Genomic DNA, 16,347 nt, shown 5'->3' with positions numbered 1-16,347 from the left:
GCGCATCGGAGAGGAGCGCCCTTATTGCGAACTGCTCGCAACCTAGACGCCGAAGGGGCCCTTTTGCAAGCGATTCTCAATAGCAGCTGGGGATTGCGAAGCGGCGGTCACCCGGGACGGTCGCTTTCGAGGCCTGGCGCCGTGCCATCGGGGACCGGGGCTGCGCCAGCCGCCCCCAGCCTGGGGTGATTCCTCCGCTTAAGAACCCCATGCTCCGCATCCGTGGCGACCGGTCCAGCCTGTTGGCGGCCCTGGCGGCCCACTGGGCCGATCAGCAGCTGCAGCTTCCGGCCCTCGGGCCAGGCAGCGCCCTCAACCCTGCTCCTCAGCCGCGCAGGCCGGACAGAGGGCCCGCACGTTGAGCACGCACTCCAGCAACCGGAAGCCGAAGGCCCCGGCCGCCGCTTCGCCGGCGGCGAGCACCGCGCCACTCTCGAACTCCTCAGTGCGGCCGCAGCGGACACAGAGCAGGTGGTGATGGTCGCGATGGGCGTCGCCGGCCAGTTCGAAGCGGCGCCCCCCCTCGGGCAGCTCCAGTTCCTGCAGCAGCCCCATCGAACTCAGCAGCCGCAGGGTGCGGTAGACGGTGGCCAGTGACACCCGCTCCTGGCTGCGCACCAGACGCAGGTGCACCTCCTCCGCGCTGAGGTGGCTGCCCTCGCCGATCCGCTCGAACAGATCCAGCACCCGCTGGCGCTGGGGCGTGAGCCGCTGGCCCCGGTCGTTGAGGGTGGTGCGCAGGCTGCTGGGCTGGGCCAGGCCGGTGGGGGGAGTGTTCACCACGCGATCCCAGACCTTCGCAAAACTAGGACCTATTGAGAAGGACTGCCTGATGGCGGTGTCGCCACAGGCGGCTGCCGCACCAGACGGCGGTCGAGGGCCACCAGGGCGGCCGCCAGCAGATCGGTGAGCGTGACGATCAGGCGATAGCTGAGGGCCACCGCCAGCAGCGGCGCTTCCGGCAGGGTCAGGCCCATGCGCAGCAGCAGCACCGCCTCGAACACCCCCAGCCCGCCGGGCGCTCCCGGCACCACAAGGCCGGCGGTCCAGGCCAGGGCGAATCCCGCCAGCCACAGGGGGGCCTCGCTCCCCAGGGGCAGATCAAAGGCCCGGATGCAGCAGCAGAAGCCGGCGAAGCGCAGCAGCACGAAGGCCAGCTCCGCCAGGAGTGGCTGCCAGGGGTAACCCCCCAGCCCGCTGGGGCGCACCAGGGGCGCCCCCTGCGCCAGCTCCTGCTGGAGCTCCTCCTCCAGGCCCAGGTCGCGGGCCCGACGCCGCTCGAGCCGCCCCAGCAGGGGATCCAGCCAGCGGGGAAGCAGAAGAGCCAGGGGCAGCAGGCACGCCAGGCCCAGCCCGCCCTGCCAGCCGCCCAGGGGCACCAGGGCCAGGGCCGCCACCGCCGCCACCAGGGGATCGAGCAGCACCGCCACCAGGGCCATGCTGGTGCCCACCGGGGCCGCCAGGGGCGCGCCCTCGCTACGCAGCCGCTGCACCCGGGAGGCCAGGTGCCAGATGCCCCCCGGCAGGAACTTGCGCAGGTTGGTGGCCACGTGCAGTTCCACCACCGCAGCCCAGGCGGGCCGCAGGCCCAGCCAACGCAGCACGACACCCCAGGCGAAGCCATTGGTCAGCAGGCTGAGCAGGCTCACGCCGACGCCCAGCACCAGCCATAGCCAACCCTGGCCATCGAGGCGCAGCTGCACCAGCTGGCGGCCGTGGCTGAGCAGGGCCGCCATGACGAAGCCGATGCTGCCCATGGTGATCCAGGGGCGCAGACCGCCCGGCAGGGACGGCAGGGCCAGCCACTTCGGTGGCGACGGCAGCCGGCGCCGCAGGCTTTCGAGGCTGGGAGGGGACCAGGGGCTCATGGCGTCTCAGCCTCTGAGGCCAGGGCGCGGCGGACCTCGTCGCGCACCTCTTCGATGGAGCGACCCAGACGCCCGGCCAGCTCCACCAGGTCGGCGTGCTCCGCCTTGGCCCGCCGGCGACCGTCGGGCAGGCTGGCCCACTTGATCCGCACCGGACCCAGGGCGGTGGCCAGGGTGGCGCTGTGCCTGGGCAGGATCCAGCGGTTCTGCAGCTGCTCCCGCACCCCCAGCGTCGTGCCGTGGCGCCACCACACCTGGCGCAGCGCCGGCCCCAGCTCCGGGCTCATCAGGGCAGTGAGCAGGGTGCCGGTGCGGCCCTTCTTCATCGCCACCGGCTGGCTGAACACCTCGACAGCCCCGCCCTGACGCAGGGCCTCCGCCAGGTAGGCCAGGTCCTCGGCGCTGGCATCGTCGATCTGGGCCTGCTGCTGCAACAGGACTTCGCTCACTTCGTTGGCTCCAACGGCGCCATCGTCCCCCAGGGGACGGGCCAGGGTGAGGCGCAGCAGGTTGGCCCGATCCAGCTGCCGCGTGCCCAGACCCACCCCCACCCGCAGCGGCACGGCGCCGGGGGAGGGGCCGAAACGGTCGGCCCAGCAGGCCATCAGGGCCAGCCCGGTGGGGGTGGTCAGTTCGCCTGGCGGAAACCCCTCGCTGGAGGCCAGCGGCAGGCCCCGCGAGCGGGCGATCTCCAGCACCGCCGGAGCCGGCAGCGGCAGGGCCCCGTGGGCGGTGGTGACGCTGCCGTGGCCCGCGGGCGGCACGCCGCAAACCAATGGGTCCACCCCCAGGTGCAGCAGGCCGGCACAGACCCCCACGATGTCCACCAGGGCATCGACCGCCCCCACCTCATGGAAGGCGACGGCCTCGGCGGAATGGCCGTGGACCGTCGCCTCCGCCTCCGCCAGCAGGCCGAACACCGCCAGCACCTTCTGCCGCAACGCCGGCGCCAGCGGAGCCACCTGGATCTGCTGGCGCAACGCCCCCCAGGGGCGGTGGTGCGGCTGGGCCTCCAGGGCCTCCACGTCCAGATGCAGGCCCCGAAGCCCCCCGCTGCGCCGTTCCTCGATCCTCAGCCGGTAGCGCCCCTCCAGCCCCAGGGCGGCGAGGGGCGCATGGATGATGGCCTCGGGGAGGCCGAGGTCCAGCAGGGCGGCCAGCAGCATGTTGCCGGCCAGGCCGGTGGGGCAATCCAGCAGGGCCAGGGTCATGGCAGCGGCCGCCGGCCGAAACGGGGGGCCGCCTGCAGCAGGCGTTCGGCCTCCGCCTCCATCTCGGCGCGGCGGGCCCGAAGGGCCTGCTCCACCTCCCGGCGCGCCCGGCGCTGTTCCAGGCGGGCCGTTGCGACATCGAACCCAGAAAGGCCCCAGAGGCGGCCCAGCAGGGCCCGGTCGTCATCGCCGCCGACGCTGTCGCCGTAGACCAGCGACTCGGCCACCATGCCCGCCTGCAGCACCCGGCTCCAGCGCCGCAGGTCCTCAGCGGAGAGCTTCACGCTCTCGGGCAGGGCGAACTCGGTGCAGCCGCCGCTGTCGACCCCGGCCCGTAGGCAGGCCAGGCTGCCCACCAGCACCCGCTGCACCACCAGGCCATCACTGCTCGCCGCCAGGGCGTGGCCGGCTTCATGGATGGCGATGCGGCGCAGACGCCCCTGGCCGCCGGGGAGGGCTTCGGCCAGCAGATGGCCGCCGCGTCCGCCGTAGCGGGCCGCATCCAGGGTGAGGGATCCCAGGCCCACGGCCACGAGCACGGTGAGCCACCAGGGGGACAGCCCGACCAGCGGGCCTGCCACGGCGCCAAGACTGACCAGCAGCACCACGACGCCTGCCGTGAGGGCACCGCTGGTCATCTCAGCGGCCCTGGCGGGTCACGGCGCGGCCATGGCCCTTGGGCTTGGCCGGGCCGCCCTTGTCACCGCCGGGGCGGCGGGCCTTGCCGCCGCGGTTGCCCCGTTCAGCCACCGGGCCGATGACCTCAAAGCGCTCGACGGCGATCTGCTGGCCCTGGCGGCGCAGGTCGAGGGCAACGAAATGGCGCAGGTGCTCCAGGGGGATCTCGCCGCGGAGCTGGAGCTTGAACGGCACCGGACGGTTGCCATCGGGGCGGGGCTGCTGGCGCACCTTGATGACCAGATCGCCGGTTTCGGGGCGGGTGAAGATCAACTCGCCCCGGATCGAGAAGTAGTCGTCGCCCTCGGGAAGCTGGTCGGCGTCGATGGCGTCGGTGGCGGCCCCGGAGGTGGCCTCCTGTTCCGTGGCCTCGGAGTCCGTTGCTGAGGCCAGGGTGCTGGGTTCCCACACGCCCACCATCTGCAGGTGGAGCTGGTTCTCCTCCCGGGAGCGGGGGTAGACGACCCACAGATGGGGTGTCGCCAGGTCGAGGTGGCGCCGCATGAGCGTGAGCAGGCGCCCGAGCACCACGGCTTCGATCTCGGTGCCATCGGCCGTGCGGATCAGACCCCGGGTGAGTTGCTCGGGATCGGCGGGTACGTAGCAACCACGCACCACTCCGATGGCCCGGTACTGCATCGGCTCGGTGACCGGGGAAATGGGATGCTGGCGCATGGTGAAAGGAAAAACCCCGCGGTGGTGCCTGGAATGGCCCGGGTCAATGTAAGCAGCAGCGGAAGCGTGATGCCCAGGCCAGACTCGGACGCGACCCTGAGCCCTCTCCGTCAGCGGATGCCCTCCCCCAACCGAAGCCTGCCTGGCCTCCGGCCGCTGCTGGCGGCCGGCCTGGTGGCCCTGCTGGCTCTCGGTGGTGGCTGGTGGCTGGGCCAGCGCCAGTCAGCCACCCAGGCCAGCGCCGACCCGAAGCGGGCGCTGCTCACCAAGGAGGCCACCCGATTGCGACTGCGGCTCGACGCCGACGAAGCGGGCCCTGCCGACCGCCAGCGGCTGCTCGAGCTGTTGGTGGCCCTCGATCGCAAGCCGGAGGCCATCAGCCTGCTGGAGCCGATGGCCGACCGGGAACCCGAGCGCTGGTCGCTGCGGCTGATGCTGGCCGAACTGCGGCGCGACCAGGGCGACCGCAGCGGCGCCGAGCGCGAACTGCGCCAGATCCTCAACCTGCGGCCCACCCAGGTGGAGGCCCTGCAACTGTTCAGCCTGCTCAACCTGGAGCAAGGTCGCGGCGCTGCCGCCGAGGCCCGCGTCAAGGCGGCCTACGGCCTGGCCATCAAACCCGACGTCCAGCCGGAGGCCCTCGGGATCGGCCTGCTCCTGGCTGAACTCCAGCTCAAGCGCAACCAGGCCACCACGGCGGCGGCCACCTATCTGCAGCTGGCCAACCTGTTCCCCCAGGACCAGCGTCCCCTGCTGGGTCTGGCGATGCTGCGGCACGACCAGGGGGATGCCAAAGGAGCCCAGGACGCCCTGGCCCAGGCCCGGCTGCGCAACCCCAATCCGGACAAGCCGGACCCTAGGCTCGACAAGCTGGCGGCGAGCTGGGGGCTCGAACCGCTCAGATCCCCTTCAACTGCCCCGAAGTCCCCGCCGGCGCAGGCTTCGGCGCCTTCGCGTCAAACTCCCTGAGGGCCTGATCGATAGCGGAACTGGGCGGAGTGGCGTCGTCCAGGGCCGTGCTGCGCTTCAACTTGTTCATCAGGTCGAGCGGATTGGTGCTGTCCAGGATCGAGCCGCTGCCGGTTCCCGATCGGCTCGGGCCGTAGTCGTACAGCTGGCGTTCCTGGATGCTGGTACCGAGGGTCTGGCCGTAGCCGGCCTGCTGGGCCGAGGCCCCACCGGCCGGCAGCACGGCCAGCGCCACCGCCGCCGGCAGGGCCATGGCCGCCAGGCAGCCCGCACGGGCGAGAGAAGCACGAAGGGAAATCGAACGGTTCATGGCTCCTGCCGTCGAGGGGACTTCTACCTGTAGGCCCATGATAAGGGCCCCCAGCCGGTGGACCGGCCCGTTGCCATGGCCCTGCGGATCGCCACCTGGAACGTCAATTCCGTGCGCACCCGGCTCGATCAGGTGGGCGCCTGGCTCAAGGCCGAGGGGCCCGAGGTGCTCTGCCTGCAGGAAACCAAGGTGGCCGACGAGCTGTTCCCCCGCGCCGCCTTCGAGGCCCTGGGTTACCGGGGGGTGATCAGCGGCCAGAAGGCCTACAACGGCGTCGCGATCCTCAGCCGGCTGCCGATCGAGGACGTGCGGCTTGGTTTCGCCGCCCTGCTGCCGGACGATCCGGCGGCCGAGCGGCTGGGCGAGCAGAAACGGGTGATCAGTGCCGCGATCGAGGGGGTGCGGGTGCTCAATCTTTATGTGCCCAATGGATCGGCCCTGACCTCGGAGAAATACCCCTACAAGCTGGAATGGCTGGCCTGTCTGCGGCGCTACCTGAAGACCCAGGACGCCGAAGGGGAGCCGCTGGCGATGGTGGGGGACTTCAACATCGCCCTGGAGTCCCGGGACATCCACGACCCGGAGCGCCTCAGCGGCGGGATCATGGCCAGTGATCCGGAGCGGCAGGCCCTGACGGCGGCCCTCGGCGATCGCCTCAGCGACGTGTTCCGCGTGTTCGAACCGGAGGGCGGCCACTGGAGCTGGTGGGACTACCGCACCGGCGCCTGGGACCGTGACCGGGGCTGGCGCATCGACCACATCTATCTCTCCGAGGAGCTGCTGGCTTGCGCCACGGGCTGCGTGATCCACAAGGGGGTGCGGGGCAACGAACAGCCCAGCGACCATGCGCCGGTGGTGGTGCACCTGGCCTGGCCGCCGGAGGAGGCGGCCGATGGCGATGATGATGGCTGGTGAGGGCAGCTGGTGACGGCCCCCGGGGCCTCAGGCCAGGAACGCCGCCAGCGCAAGGTCCGGGCGCCGCACCAGGGCGAACAGGGTGCCGGCATTCCCCCGGCTCACCCGCAGCTCGTCATCCAGAACGGTGATATCAAGCCAGGCGGCATACCCCTGCTGCACCTCCCGGAACACTTGCAGCCGCTGCTCTCCAAGCCGGGGCCCCAGCCAGCCGCCCCGCTCGAAGCGCACCGACACCCGCTGGTGGGGCGACGCCGGCTCCACGGCGATCCGGGCCTGCACCCCGATACCCGCCAACGGCCCAAGGGGGCCGGCCAGGCGCAGGAGGTTGAGGGCGCGGCCGGCGGCGGGATCGAGCAGCTGCAGATTCTCCAGCCAGGGCTGGACCGCCAGGTAGGGCTGGGAACTGCTGCTCCAGCGCAGCTCCCACACCCCCGCCAGCTGGGCGGTCTGGGCGGAGAGGTCGGCGGGCTGCAGCTGCTCCAGCCGCTCGATGAGGGCCTCGATGCGCCTGGCGGCCGGAGCAGGAGCGCCGGGGGATCCGGCCCGCAGCAGCCCCAGCAGTTCCTTCCGGCAGGCCGGGGCGTCGCCGGCAGCAGCGGTCGGGCCATCGGCCATGGCAAGGGAAGCGTCCGACACCGGCTCTCACCCGCAGGACGGGGTCACGTCAGGATCCATGCTGTCAGGTCCAGGAGGCCATCGGATACCGTGTCGCCCGGCCTGAGCGCCGATCCGCTCCAACGGCAGACCCCGTGACGCTGACCACCGTCGATGTGACCCTGGTGGGGGCGGGGATCATGGGCGCCACCCTGGGCACCCTGCTCAAGCAGCTGCGGCCGGACCTGAGCATCCTGCTGCTCGAGGGCCTTCCCAGGGAGGCTCAGGAAAGCTCCAGTGCCTGGAACAACGCCGGCACGGGCCATGCCGGGAACTGCGAGCTGAATTACACGCCGATGGCGGCGGACGGTTCGATCAGCCTCACCAAGGCGCTCGACATCAACGAGGCCTTCGATCTGTCGCGCCAGTTCTGGACCCATCTGGTGCGGGACGGCGCCCTGGGCCCCCCGGCGGCCTTCATCCAGGGTGTGCCCCATATGAGCTTTGTGCTGGGGGAGGAGCGGCGGGCCTTCGTGCGGGAACGCCACCGCCTGATGGCCGCCCACCACTGCTACCGGGGCATGGCCTATAGCGAGGACCCCTCGCAGGTGGCGGACTGGGCGCCGCTGCTGATGGAAGGGAGGGATCCGGACCAGGTCATTGGCGCCACCCACATCGCCTCCGGCACCGACGTGAACTTCGGAGCGCTCACCAGCCAGTTGCTGGCTCACCTGCGCGCCAGCCCGCCGTTTGAGGCGCGATTCTCCACCGCGGTGAGGGGCCTGCGGCGCCGGCAGCACGGGGGCTGGCGCCTGGAGACCCGCGATCAGGCCAGTGGTGAGAACCGCCTGATCGATTGCGGCACCGTGTTTCTCGGGGCCGGTGGCGGCGCCCTCACCCTGCTGCAGAAAGCGGGGATCCCCGAAGGACGCGGCTATGGCGGCTTTCCCGTCAGCGGCCTGTGGCTGCGCTGTGGGGATCCGGCCGTGGCCAGCCGCCACCACGCCAAGGTCTATGGGATGGCAGCCGCCGGCTCGCCGCCGATGTCGGTGCCCCACCTGGACACCCGTCTCGTTGACGGCCGGCACTGGATCCTGTTCGGGCCCTACGCGGGGTTTTCCAGCAAGTTCCTCAAAAGCGGCTCTCTCTGCGACTGGCCCGGCTCCCTGCGGCCCGGCAACCTGCTGCCCCAGCTGGCGGTGGCCCGGGACAACCTGCCCCTGACCCGGTACCTGATCGGCCAGGTGTTCGCCAGCGCCGGGCAGCGCTTCGCGGCCCTGCGCGACTTCTACCCGAACGCCCGGCCCTCCGACTGGTCACTGGCGGTGGCGGGGCAACGGGTGCAGATCATCAAGGGGGACCCCAGCCGGGGCGGGGTGCTCCAGTTCGGCACCGAGGTGGTGCATGCGGCCGACACCTCGCTGGTGGCCGTGCTGGGGGCCTCACCGGGCGCCTCCGCCGCCGTGGCGATCAGCCTGGAGATCCTGCGCTCCTGTTTCCGCGACAAGCTGCCCGACGGCTGGGAGCGCACCCTGAAGCGGATCCTGCCCTCCTATGGCGAATCGATCCGCCACAACGCCGACCTCTGCCTGCGGATCCGCAGCCAGAGCGCCGAGGTGCTGGGGCTGGCGGCACCTTGCTAGGGCTGGCGCGGCGGCAGCAGCAGGCCAGCCCGCACGGCCCACGGGGAAAGGGCGAACAGGCGCAGCATGGCCGCCAGCAACTCCGGCACGTCCAGGGTGTTGGCCAGAAAGCCGTACCACTGGCGGCCGGGCAGGGAGAAGAAACTGGCGAAGAATTGGCGCAGCTCGGCTTCGGAGAAGCCCATCAGCTTGCCCAGCCCGAACTGGTAAAGGGCGTGCTTGCTGCGCAGCTCAGGGGACCAGAGGGCTTGCCAGCCCGCCCGGGCCAGCAGGGCCGAGGGAGCCGCAGTGTCGGCCATCGCCGCCGCCACCGCCGCCGCCACCGCCGGCGCCCGACGCAGCAGGGCGCCCACCATGTAGCCCGAGGCCGGATGCACCATCGATGCCGCCCCGCCGAAGCCCAGCACCGGCTGCTGCAGATCCGGCAGGGGCAGGTTCATCGGAAACAGGCAGAACTCCTCGTGCTCCACCTCCAGCACCTGCACGCCGCGCTGGGCCAGGCGCCGCTGGAGCCGTTGCTGGAGCACATCGAAGGGTACCGGGGGAGCCAGGGCCAGCGACGTCTCCTCGACGAAGAAACGGCCGCCGCCCAGATCCATCGCGTAGAGGAAGGTGGGGGGCTCGGCCCGCTCCGCCTCGCTGAGGTGGTCGCCGCGGTAGTCCATCAGCACGAACTGATCGGGCAACACCGGCGGCGCTGAGAAGCGGCCGACGACGCCATAGGCCGACTGGCCCGCCACCGGGCCCCGGTCGGGCCGCCGCACCAGCAGCGGCTGGTGGCCGGTGGCATCCACCACCAGCCGCGCCTGCCAACGGCTTCCATCCGCCCCCACCACCTCACTCAGGGCGCCAACGGCCTCGCAGCCGGTGGCCAGCCCCTGCAGCAGTTCCACCCCGCCTCGCCCGCAGGCGTCCAGCCAGTGCCGCTGCAGGGCCTCGCGGTTGAACAGGCCGTAATCCCGGCCATGGACCGTGGGGCGGTTGGCCGCCGCCGCGGGGTCAGGATCGCCCGCCCCGAAGTAACTCACCGTGTCGCTCCAGCGGTGCTCCAGCAGATGGCCCAGGCCGAGGGCATCCACCTCATCCCCCCAGATGCCGTAGGTGTTGGGCCAGGGGGTACGCGGATCCTGGGGGGCCACCAGGGCCACCTGGAGCCCCTCGTCAGCCAGGGCCGCCGCGATGCAAAGGGCGGCGGGGCCGCCACCGAGCACCAGCACGTCCCTCGCCATCTCGCCGGTACGGTGAATCCACATCCTGCATCACGGTCCATGCGCCCCATCGCCCGCTGGATGCTGGCGGCGCTGGCCTGCCTGGGCCTGGGCCTGGTGCTTGGCCTGGTTCCGCCGCCAGCGGCCGCCGCACCCATGGCGACGGCAGCCCCGGTCTCCGCCGTGCCGATCCGGGTCGCCCTGAAGGTGGACAACGTCTACCGCTTCTCCTCACGGGAGAAGACCTTCAGCGTCGAGGGGACGCTGCGCCTGTCGGCGCCTGCGGCCACCGCGCGGCCGTGGCTGGCGGCGGAGGCGGATCTCCTGGATCTGGTGCGCTTCCAGAACCTGGTGGAGCCCTGGGACTCGCTGCTGGAAGCCAGCAGCGGCCCGCTTCGCCTGGGCACGGAGCTGGGCCGCGATTACCGCTTCAACGGCAATTTCTATTCCGATGAGATCGACTACCGGGGCTACCCCTTCGGCACCCTTCCCTTGCAGATCCGGCTGGTGGCCGACCCCAGCTTTCCCGCCACGATCGCTGACCCGCCCAGGATCCGCCTTGAGGCCGACAGCGCCGCCTCCGGCGTCAGCGGCCGCAGCAACATGAACGGCTATCGGCTGAGCAGCTGGCGCCTGTTCCAGCACCGCGGCGGTGTGGAGATGGAGCTGCGCTACGAGCCCATCGGCTGGGCGTCTCTGGTGAAGTGGCTGCTGCCGCTCACGATCACGATGGTGGTGATGCTGCTCACCCCCAACCTGCGGGCCGGGTTCAGCTCTGAGCGCCTGGCGATCCCACCGGTGATCCTGCTGACGCTGGTGTTCATGCAACAGGCCTACCGCGATTCGCTGCCGTCCTTGCCCTATCTCACCGTGCTGGATGGGCTGTATGCCTTCTCCTACCTGGTGACGCTGGTGTTCTTCTGCCAGTTCATCTGGTGCGCCAATCGGCTGGATCGCCTGGCCAGCGAGGGCAACGGGCAGGGCCGCCCAGGGCTCGAACGGAAGATCAAGCGCCTGGAGCTGGGCCTGCAGCTGGCCAGCCTGGCCGGCTACGGGGTGCTGCTGCTCTGGGCCTGGGGCCAGCGCTGAGCCCGTCTGGAGGGGTCAGTCGTCCGTGTCTGGGGACTCCTGTGCGGTTGGAGCCGCGTCCCCAGGGGCCTCGGGAGTGGCGGCCGGAGCCTCCGGGGTGACATCCGCCGCGGCCTCGGGAGCCGCCCCATCGGCCAGCTCCTCCTCCTCGGCCGCCGGCGGCACCAGCACCACCTCGGTGAGGCGATCACCGGAATCCAGTTTCTGCAGCCGCACGCCGGTGGCCGCCCGGGACTGCTGGGGAATGGCATCGGCCTTCATGCGCACGATCACCCCCCGCTCGCTCACCAGCAGCAGCTCCACACCGGCGCCGAGCACCTTGAGGCCCACCAGCACGTCGCCGTCGCGGCGGAACTTGATCGCCCGCAGACCCATGCCGGCGCGGCGCTGCAGCCGGAACTGATCCACCGGCACCCGCTTGCCCAGGCCGCTGGCACTGGCCACCAGCACCCAGGGGCCCTCGCTGGGAGCAACCTCGTCGCCTTCCTCCTCGTCGCCACCGGCGGCGTCAGCCGTGCTGGCGACCCGGTCGGCCAGTTCCGCCGTGAGCACATCCATGCTCACCAGCTCATCGCCGGGGCGCAGGTTCATGGCCCGCACGCCGCGGGCGGTGCGGCCCAGGGGGCGCAGCTCCTCGTCGCTGAGGCGGAAGTGGATCGTCATCCCCTTGAGGGAGCCGATCAGCACGCTGTCGCCGGGCAGGGCGAGGCGCACCCAGCGCAGGGCGTCGCCGTCCTCGAGGGAGATGGCGATCAGGCCGTTGGAGCGGATGTTGCTGAAGGCCGACAGGCGGGTGCGTTTGATGTAGCCGCCACTGGTGAGCATCACCAGCTGCACGTCGTCGTCGAAGGCGCTGACCGCCAGCAGGGAGGTGATCGCCTCCTCGCGGGGAATCGGCAGTAGCTGCACGATCGGCGTGCCCTTGGCGGAACGGCTGCAGATCGGCACCCGGTAGGCGGGGATGGAATACACCACGCCCCGGTCGCTGAACAGCAGCAGGGCGTCGTGGTCGTTGCAGCTGATGAACAGCTTCACCGCCTCTTCGCCCTGGCTGCGGGTGCCGGCCTTGCCGCGGGTGCCGCGGCTGGTGGCCTCGAACTCGCTCACCGGCATCCGCTTGAGGTAGCCGTTCTCCGTGAGCAGCACCACCGAGCGCTCATTGGCGATCAGGTCGATGTCCTCCAGCCCACCTTCAAGATCCAGGATCTCGGTGCGGCGGGGGGAGTCGTAGCGGCTGCGCAGCACCTGGAGCTCCTCCTGGATCAGCCCCAGCACCCGTTCCTTGCGGGCAAGGATGTCCTGGTAATCGGCGATCTTGGCGACGAGGTCGTCGTGCTCGAGGCGGATCTTGTCGGCCTCCAGGGCCGTGAGGCGCCGCAGCTGCATCTGCAGGATGGCGTCGGCCTGGATCTCGCTGAGGCCATGGCGTTCCTGCAGCTGGGCCCGGGCCGTGGCGGTGTCGGGGGCGGCGCGGATCAGGGCAATGATCGGGTCGAGCTGGTCGAGGGCCAGCAGCAGACCCTGCAGGATGTGGTCGCGCTCTTCGGCCTTGCGCAGGAAGTAGCGGGTGCGCCGCTCGATCGTGCCGATGCGGAACTCGAGGAAAACCCGCAGCATCCGGCCCAGGGTGAGCAGCACCGGCTCCCCCTTCACCAGGGCCAGCATGTAGGCGCTGAAGTTGTTCTGCAGCGGCGTGAGCTTGAACAGATTGTTCAGCACCACCTGGGGGTAGGCGTCGCGGCGCAGTTCGATCACGATGCGCATGCCGTCGCGATCGCTTTCGTCGCGGATGTCGGCGATGCCCTCGAGTTTCTTGTCGTTGACCAGCTCGGCGATGCGCTCGATCAGGGAGGCCTTGTTGGTCTGGTAGGGGAGTTCGGTGATGATCACCGCGTCCCGGTCGGGGCGGCCCTTGGCTTCCACCGTTTCGATCGAGGCCACGCCGCGCATGGTGATCGAGCCGCGGCCGGTGGTGTAGGTCTCGCGGATGCCCCGTCGGCCGAGGATCTGGCCACCGGTGGGGAAATCGGGGCCGGGGATGATCGCCATCAGCGCCCGGTCCTCGATCTCCGGGTCGTCGATCAGGGCCAGCAGGCCGTCGATCAGCTCGGTGAGGTTGTGGGGGGGGATGTTGGTGGCCATCCCCACGGCGATGCCGGAGGACCCGTTGAGCAGCAGATGCGGCACCCGGGCCGGCATCACGGTGGGTTCCTGCTGGGAACCGTCGAAGTTGTCGATGTAGTCGACGGTCTCGGCTTCGATGTCCTCCAGCAGGCTGTCGGTGGTCAGGGCCTGCAGGCGCGATTCCGTGTACCGCATGGCGGCCGGGGGGTCGTTGTCGACCGAGCCGAAGTTGCCGTGCCCGTCGATAAGGGGCATGCGCATGGAGAAGTCCTGGGCCATGCGCACCAGGGCGTCGTAGACGGCCGTGTCGCCGTGGGGGTGGTACTTACCGAGCACCTCCCCCACCACGCGGGCGCATTTCCGATAGGGCCGGTCGCTGGTGAGACCGAGCTCGTACATCGCGTACAGGATGCGCCGGTGCACCGGCTTGAGACCATCGCGGGCATCGGGCAGGGCCCGGCCCACGATCACGCTCATCGCATACTCCAGGTAGGAGCGCGACATCTCATTGCGAAGGTCGGTCTGGATGATCCGTCCGTCGGATTCACCGGGTCCGGTTGGATCCGCCATGCAAGACCGTATGGGGCACAACCCACTCTATCGATGACCCTGCCGGCCCGGAGTGAATCGGCCCTGCGCCAGCGTCAGCGCAAGGGTGTGCTGCGGGTGCGGGCCGCCGCCGACTTCCGCGCGCTGGCGGCCGAGGCCGGGCTGGCGGAGGCCTACGAGAGCACCGACGTCGTGGTGGCCGCCAACGCCGAATTCACCGATCAGGGCTCGCTGCACCTCAACATCGGCCCCAGCGATCCACCGATCCGCCTGCGGGAGGCCCAGCTGGAGGGCTTCGGGGCCCAGGGCGGCGGTGGCGGCGGCGACCTGGTGCTGCCGATCGGCGGCGGCCTCGGGGAAGCCCAGCGGCAGGGGGGAGCCCATCTGCTCGACCGACTGCTCAAGGGCGGTTCCCTGACCCTCACCGCCACCGGGGAGATCACCGCCCTGCACCCGCGGCGCGATCTCCAGGCCCAGCTCGACCTCGAGCACATCGGTTCCGGCCGGCTGCTGCTGCACCGGGCCATCAGCGAAAACGGCGTCGTGGCCGTGAGCAGCGCCGAAGGGGTGCTGCGCAGCCCCTGGGGGCCCGTGCTGGGGCCGTTCGGCAACGCGCTCTTCGGCTGCGGCGGCGCCGGCAGCATCGGCCTCACCATGCCGGGGCTGGCGCTGCTGGGGCCAGGCTCACCGGTGCTGGTGGCGGGGGCGATCGGCTGGGTGGTGGGCAGCGGCAGCGGCCACCAGCCGGGCGTGCCCCGCTCCGCCGGCGGCCACGCCCTCAGCCCGGGGGCGGTGGCGGCGGTGAGCGTGGAGCTCCATGGGCTGCGGTCCGAATGGCTGCGGCCCTGCTTCTTCGAGGGCCACGGGGCCGGCCTGCTGGTGGGCCTGGCGGCCCCGGTCCCCCTGATCAACGAAGCGGTGGCCCGCCAGGCCGCCTGCGGCGATGGGGAGCTGGAGGCACCCGTGCTGGACATGGCCATTCCGCGGCGCCTGCGGCCCCGCTTCGGCTCCGTCAGCTATGCCCGGCTCAAATCCGGCCTGATCCAGGTGGAGGGGCGCCGCGTCACCGCCGCTCCGGCCCATAGCCCGCGGCTGGCGGAAGCGATCGCTGCGGAGCTGATCGCCTGGCTCCAGGACGGTCGCTTTCCCCTGGGCCTGCCGGTCCGGCCACTCTCGGGGCGCGGCGGCCTGATTCCCCTCGACAGCTGAACTCCCTGCACACCTCTGGAGCGGTGGCGGAAAACGGCCGTAAGCTCCGCCGTGAGCTACCGGCGCCAGCCATGGCCGAGACCCCCTTCAGCCCCGAGCCCCCCTCCAGTCCCGAGCCCCAGGAGAACGGACCTTCGACGCCACCGTGGACGACGGAAGCGGCCGAGGTGATGCCCGACCCCGTCAGCGCCGGGCCGGAACCCGAAGCGGACGCCCCAGAGCCGGCGGCTACCCCGGTGAACGAGCCGGAGCCCGGCATCACCGCGATCGTTGACGTACCCCCCCTGGAGGGCTCCCCTGATCCGGCAGCGGACGGCGGCGGCGAATTCGAACTGCTGCTGCAGAAGATCAGGGACTGGCTCGGCAGCGGCGAACTCCAGGCCCAGTGGCAGCGGTTCCGCGGCCCCCTCAAGGGGCTGGCGATCCTCATCGGCGTCGTGCTGCTGCTGCGCGTCTACACGTCCCTGATCGGCACCCTGGACAGCCTGCCCCTGGTGGGCGGCCTGCTGGAGCTGGTGGGCCTGATCGCCGCGGTCCGTTTCACCATCACCAAGATGGTGCGCAAGAGCGACCGGGAGCAGGTCTTCACTGACTGGAGCCGCCGCTGGAACGATTTCCGGGGCAGGGAGTGATCTCCCGACCGTGATCGGGCCGGGTCCACCGCGGCCCGGTTGATAGTTTGTGCCCACTGTGTCCGTCCAACGGTGAACATTCAGCTCGGTCGCTCCAGGACCGTCCGCCGCGCCTACGGCATCGACGAAATCGCCCTGGTCCCCGGCGGCCGCACCGTCGACCCGGAAGTGACCGACAGCAGTTGGAGCCTGGGGGGCATCCAGCGGGAGATCCCCATCATCGCCAGCGCCATGGACGGGGTGGTGGATGTGGGCATGTGCATCGAACTCACCCGGCTGGGGGCCCTGGGGGTGCTGAACCTGGAGGGCGTTCAGTGCCGCTATGACGATCCCGAACCGATCCTGGACCGGATCGCCTCGGTGGGCCGCGACGAGTTCGTGGGTCTGATGCAGGACCTCTACAGCCAGCCGGTGCGCGAAGACCTCGTGCGTCAGCGGATCACTGAGATCAAGGCCGGCGGCGGCATTGCAGCGGTGAGCGCCACCCCGGCGGCGGCCCTGCGCTTCGGCGCGGCGGTGGCGGAATCGGGCGCCGACCTGTTCTTCGTCCAGGCCACGGTGGTCTCCACGGAACACATCGGTCCCGAGGGTCGCCAGACCCTCGACCTGGCCGCCCTCTGCCGCGACCTCGGCGTGCCCGTGGTGATCGGCAACTGCGTCACCTACGACG

At 71.0% G+C, this 16,347-nt stretch carries 16 protein-coding genes; 7 read left to right on the top strand and 9 right to left on the bottom strand.

The genetic code is table 11. The annotated features are described in order from the left end of the window. Positions 1 to 312: 312 nt before the first annotated feature. From KBZ04_RS05520 to KBZ04_RS05500, 5 genes are read right to left on the bottom strand one after another with little or no spacing between them, the layout of a single operon-like run. The gene (locus tag KBZ04_RS05520; protein WP_409995936.1) at positions 313 to 780 is read right to left on the bottom strand and encodes a Fur family transcriptional regulator; all 468 of its coding nucleotides are present in this window, start codon (positions 778 to 780) and stop codon (positions 313 to 315) included. A gap of 32 nt (positions 781 to 812) precedes the next feature. Then, positions 813 to 1,868 (bottom strand): lysylphosphatidylglycerol synthase domain-containing protein, encoded by a 1,056-nt coding sequence (locus KBZ04_RS05515; protein WP_409995935.1) that lies wholly within the window; start codon positions 1,866 to 1,868, stop codon positions 813 to 815. Then, on the bottom strand, positions 1,865 to 3,079 hold the full coding sequence (locus KBZ04_RS05510) for a LarC family nickel insertion protein (protein ID WP_254990931.1): 1,215 nt from the start codon (positions 3,077 to 3,079) through the stop codon (positions 1,865 to 1,867). The genes KBZ04_RS05515 and KBZ04_RS05510 overlap by 4 nt, the downstream gene beginning before the upstream one ends. Beyond that, positions 3,076 to 3,717 (bottom strand): hypothetical protein, encoded by a 642-nt coding sequence (locus tag KBZ04_RS05505; RefSeq protein ID WP_254990930.1) that lies wholly within the window; start codon positions 3,715 to 3,717, stop codon positions 3,076 to 3,078. The genes KBZ04_RS05510 and KBZ04_RS05505 overlap by 4 nt, the downstream gene beginning before the upstream one ends. Position 3,718: 1 nt before the next feature. Then, positions 3,719 to 4,432, bottom strand: coding sequence for a hypothetical protein (locus tag KBZ04_RS05500; RefSeq protein ID WP_254990929.1), 714 nt, complete (start codon positions 4,430 to 4,432; stop codon positions 3,719 to 3,721). Positions 4,433 to 4,549: 117 nt separating this feature from the next. On the opposite strand from KBZ04_RS05500, the gene KBZ04_RS05495 reads away from it, so the two are divergent. Next, positions 4,550 to 5,401, top strand: a complete 852-nt coding sequence (locus KBZ04_RS05495) for a tetratricopeptide repeat protein (RefSeq protein ID WP_254990928.1) — start codon at positions 4,550 to 4,552, stop codon at positions 5,399 to 5,401. On the opposite strand, the gene KBZ04_RS05490 is transcribed toward KBZ04_RS05495, so the two are convergent. Continuing rightward, entirely contained in the window at positions 5,331 to 5,711 is a 381-nt protein-coding gene (locus KBZ04_RS05490; protein ID WP_254990927.1) for a hypothetical protein, read from the bottom strand. The two genes, KBZ04_RS05495 and KBZ04_RS05490, sit on opposite strands and share 71 nt — an antisense overlap. Before the next feature lie 81 nt (positions 5,712 to 5,792). Here KBZ04_RS05490 and xth point away from each other — a divergent pair, with 81 nt between their 5' ends. Beyond that, positions 5,793 to 6,626, top strand: coding sequence for an exodeoxyribonuclease III (xth, locus tag KBZ04_RS05485; protein ID WP_254990933.1), 834 nt, complete (start codon positions 5,793 to 5,795; stop codon positions 6,624 to 6,626). 27 nt (positions 6,627 to 6,653) lie between these two features. On the opposite strand, the gene KBZ04_RS05480 is transcribed toward xth, so the two are convergent. Next, positions 6,654 to 7,265, bottom strand: a complete 612-nt coding sequence (locus tag KBZ04_RS05480; RefSeq protein ID WP_254990926.1) for a PAP/fibrillin family protein — start codon at positions 7,263 to 7,265, stop codon at positions 6,654 to 6,656. A 113-nt stretch (positions 7,266 to 7,378) separates the two neighbouring features. Here KBZ04_RS05480 and mqo point away from each other — a divergent pair, with 113 nt between their 5' ends. Further along, complete coding sequence (gene mqo / locus KBZ04_RS05475; protein ID WP_254990925.1) at positions 7,379 to 8,866, top strand: malate dehydrogenase (quinone); 1,488 nt, start codon at positions 7,379 to 7,381, stop codon at positions 8,864 to 8,866. Here mqo and crtL read toward each other — a convergent pair. Continuing rightward, complete coding sequence (gene crtL / locus KBZ04_RS05470) at positions 8,863 to 10,095, bottom strand: lycopene beta cyclase (RefSeq protein ID WP_254990924.1); 1,233 nt, start codon at positions 10,093 to 10,095, stop codon at positions 8,863 to 8,865. The genes mqo and crtL overlap by 4 nt on opposite strands. A 39-nt stretch (positions 10,096 to 10,134) precedes the next feature. Between crtL and KBZ04_RS05465 the strand changes: the two genes are divergently transcribed. Further along, positions 10,135 to 11,163 (top strand): hypothetical protein, encoded by a 1,029-nt coding sequence (locus tag KBZ04_RS05465; protein ID WP_254990923.1) that lies wholly within the window; start codon positions 10,135 to 10,137, stop codon positions 11,161 to 11,163. A gap of 15 nt (positions 11,164 to 11,178) precedes the next feature. Here KBZ04_RS05465 and gyrA read toward each other — a convergent pair whose 3' ends face one another. After that, complete coding sequence (gene gyrA, locus KBZ04_RS05460) at positions 11,179 to 13,857, bottom strand: DNA gyrase subunit A (protein WP_254990922.1); 2,679 nt, start codon at positions 13,855 to 13,857, stop codon at positions 11,179 to 11,181. Between the two features lie 33 nt (positions 13,858 to 13,890). Between gyrA and KBZ04_RS05455 the strand changes: the two genes are divergently transcribed. The 3 genes from KBZ04_RS05455 to KBZ04_RS05445 form a co-directional block, all read left to right on the top strand. Beyond that, on the top strand, positions 13,891 to 15,045 hold the full coding sequence (locus KBZ04_RS05455; RefSeq protein ID WP_254990920.1) for a homocysteine biosynthesis protein: 1,155 nt from the start codon (positions 13,891 to 13,893) through the stop codon (positions 15,043 to 15,045). 71 nt (positions 15,046 to 15,116) lie between these two features. Further along, complete coding sequence (locus tag KBZ04_RS05450) at positions 15,117 to 15,677, top strand: CAAD domain-containing protein (RefSeq protein ID WP_254990918.1); 561 nt, start codon at positions 15,117 to 15,119, stop codon at positions 15,675 to 15,677. Between the two features lie 72 nt (positions 15,678 to 15,749). Further along, positions 15,750 to 16,347 (top strand): IMP dehydrogenase (locus KBZ04_RS05445; RefSeq protein WP_254990917.1); only part of this gene is annotated, 598 nt, incomplete at its 3' end.

The organism is Cyanobium sp. N5-Cardenillas (genome assembly GCF_024345515.1).
In the GTDB taxonomy this organism is placed as follows: Bacteria; Cyanobacteriota; Cyanobacteriia; order PCC-6307; family Cyanobiaceae; genus Cyanobium.
The sequence above is the reverse complement of the archived record's forward strand: the minus strand, read 5'-3'. Positions and strand labels throughout refer to the sequence as shown.

Excerpts from the sequence above, each read along its gene's own strand:
- KBZ04_RS05515 (WP_409995935.1), bottom strand. The coding sequence starts at position 1,868 with ATGAGCCCCTGGTCCCCTCCCAGCCTCGAAAGCCTGCGGCGCCGGCTG.
- KBZ04_RS05510 (WP_254990931.1), bottom strand. The coding sequence starts at position 3,079 with ATGACCCTGGCCCTGCTGGATTGCCCCACCGGCCTGGCCGGCAACATG.
- KBZ04_RS05505 (WP_254990930.1), bottom strand. The coding sequence starts at position 3,717 with ATGACCAGCGGTGCCCTCACGGCAGGCGTCGTGGTGCTGCTGGTCAGT.
- KBZ04_RS05500 (WP_254990929.1), bottom strand. The coding sequence starts at position 4,432 with ATGCGCCAGCATCCCATTTCCCCGGTCACCGAGCCGATGCAGTACCGG.
- KBZ04_RS05495 (WP_254990928.1), top strand. The coding sequence starts at position 4,550 with ATGCCCTCCCCCAACCGAAGCCTGCCTGGCCTCCGGCCGCTGCTGGCG.
- KBZ04_RS05490 (WP_254990927.1), bottom strand. The coding sequence starts at position 5,711 with ATGAACCGTTCGATTTCCCTTCGTGCTTCTCTCGCCCGTGCGGGCTGC.
- crtL (WP_254990924.1), bottom strand. The coding sequence starts at position 10,095 with ATGGCGAGGGACGTGCTGGTGCTCGGTGGCGGCCCCGCCGCCCTTTGC.
- KBZ04_RS05465 (WP_254990923.1), top strand. The coding sequence starts at position 10,135 with ATGCGCCCCATCGCCCGCTGGATGCTGGCGGCGCTGGCCTGCCTGGGC.
- gyrA (WP_254990922.1), bottom strand. The coding sequence starts at position 13,857 with ATGGCGGATCCAACCGGACCCGGTGAATCCGACGGACGGATCATCCAG.
- KBZ04_RS05455 (WP_254990920.1), top strand. The coding sequence starts at position 13,891 with ATGACCCTGCCGGCCCGGAGTGAATCGGCCCTGCGCCAGCGTCAGCGC.
- KBZ04_RS05450 (WP_254990918.1), top strand. The coding sequence starts at position 15,117 with ATGGCCGAGACCCCCTTCAGCCCCGAGCCCCCCTCCAGTCCCGAGCCC.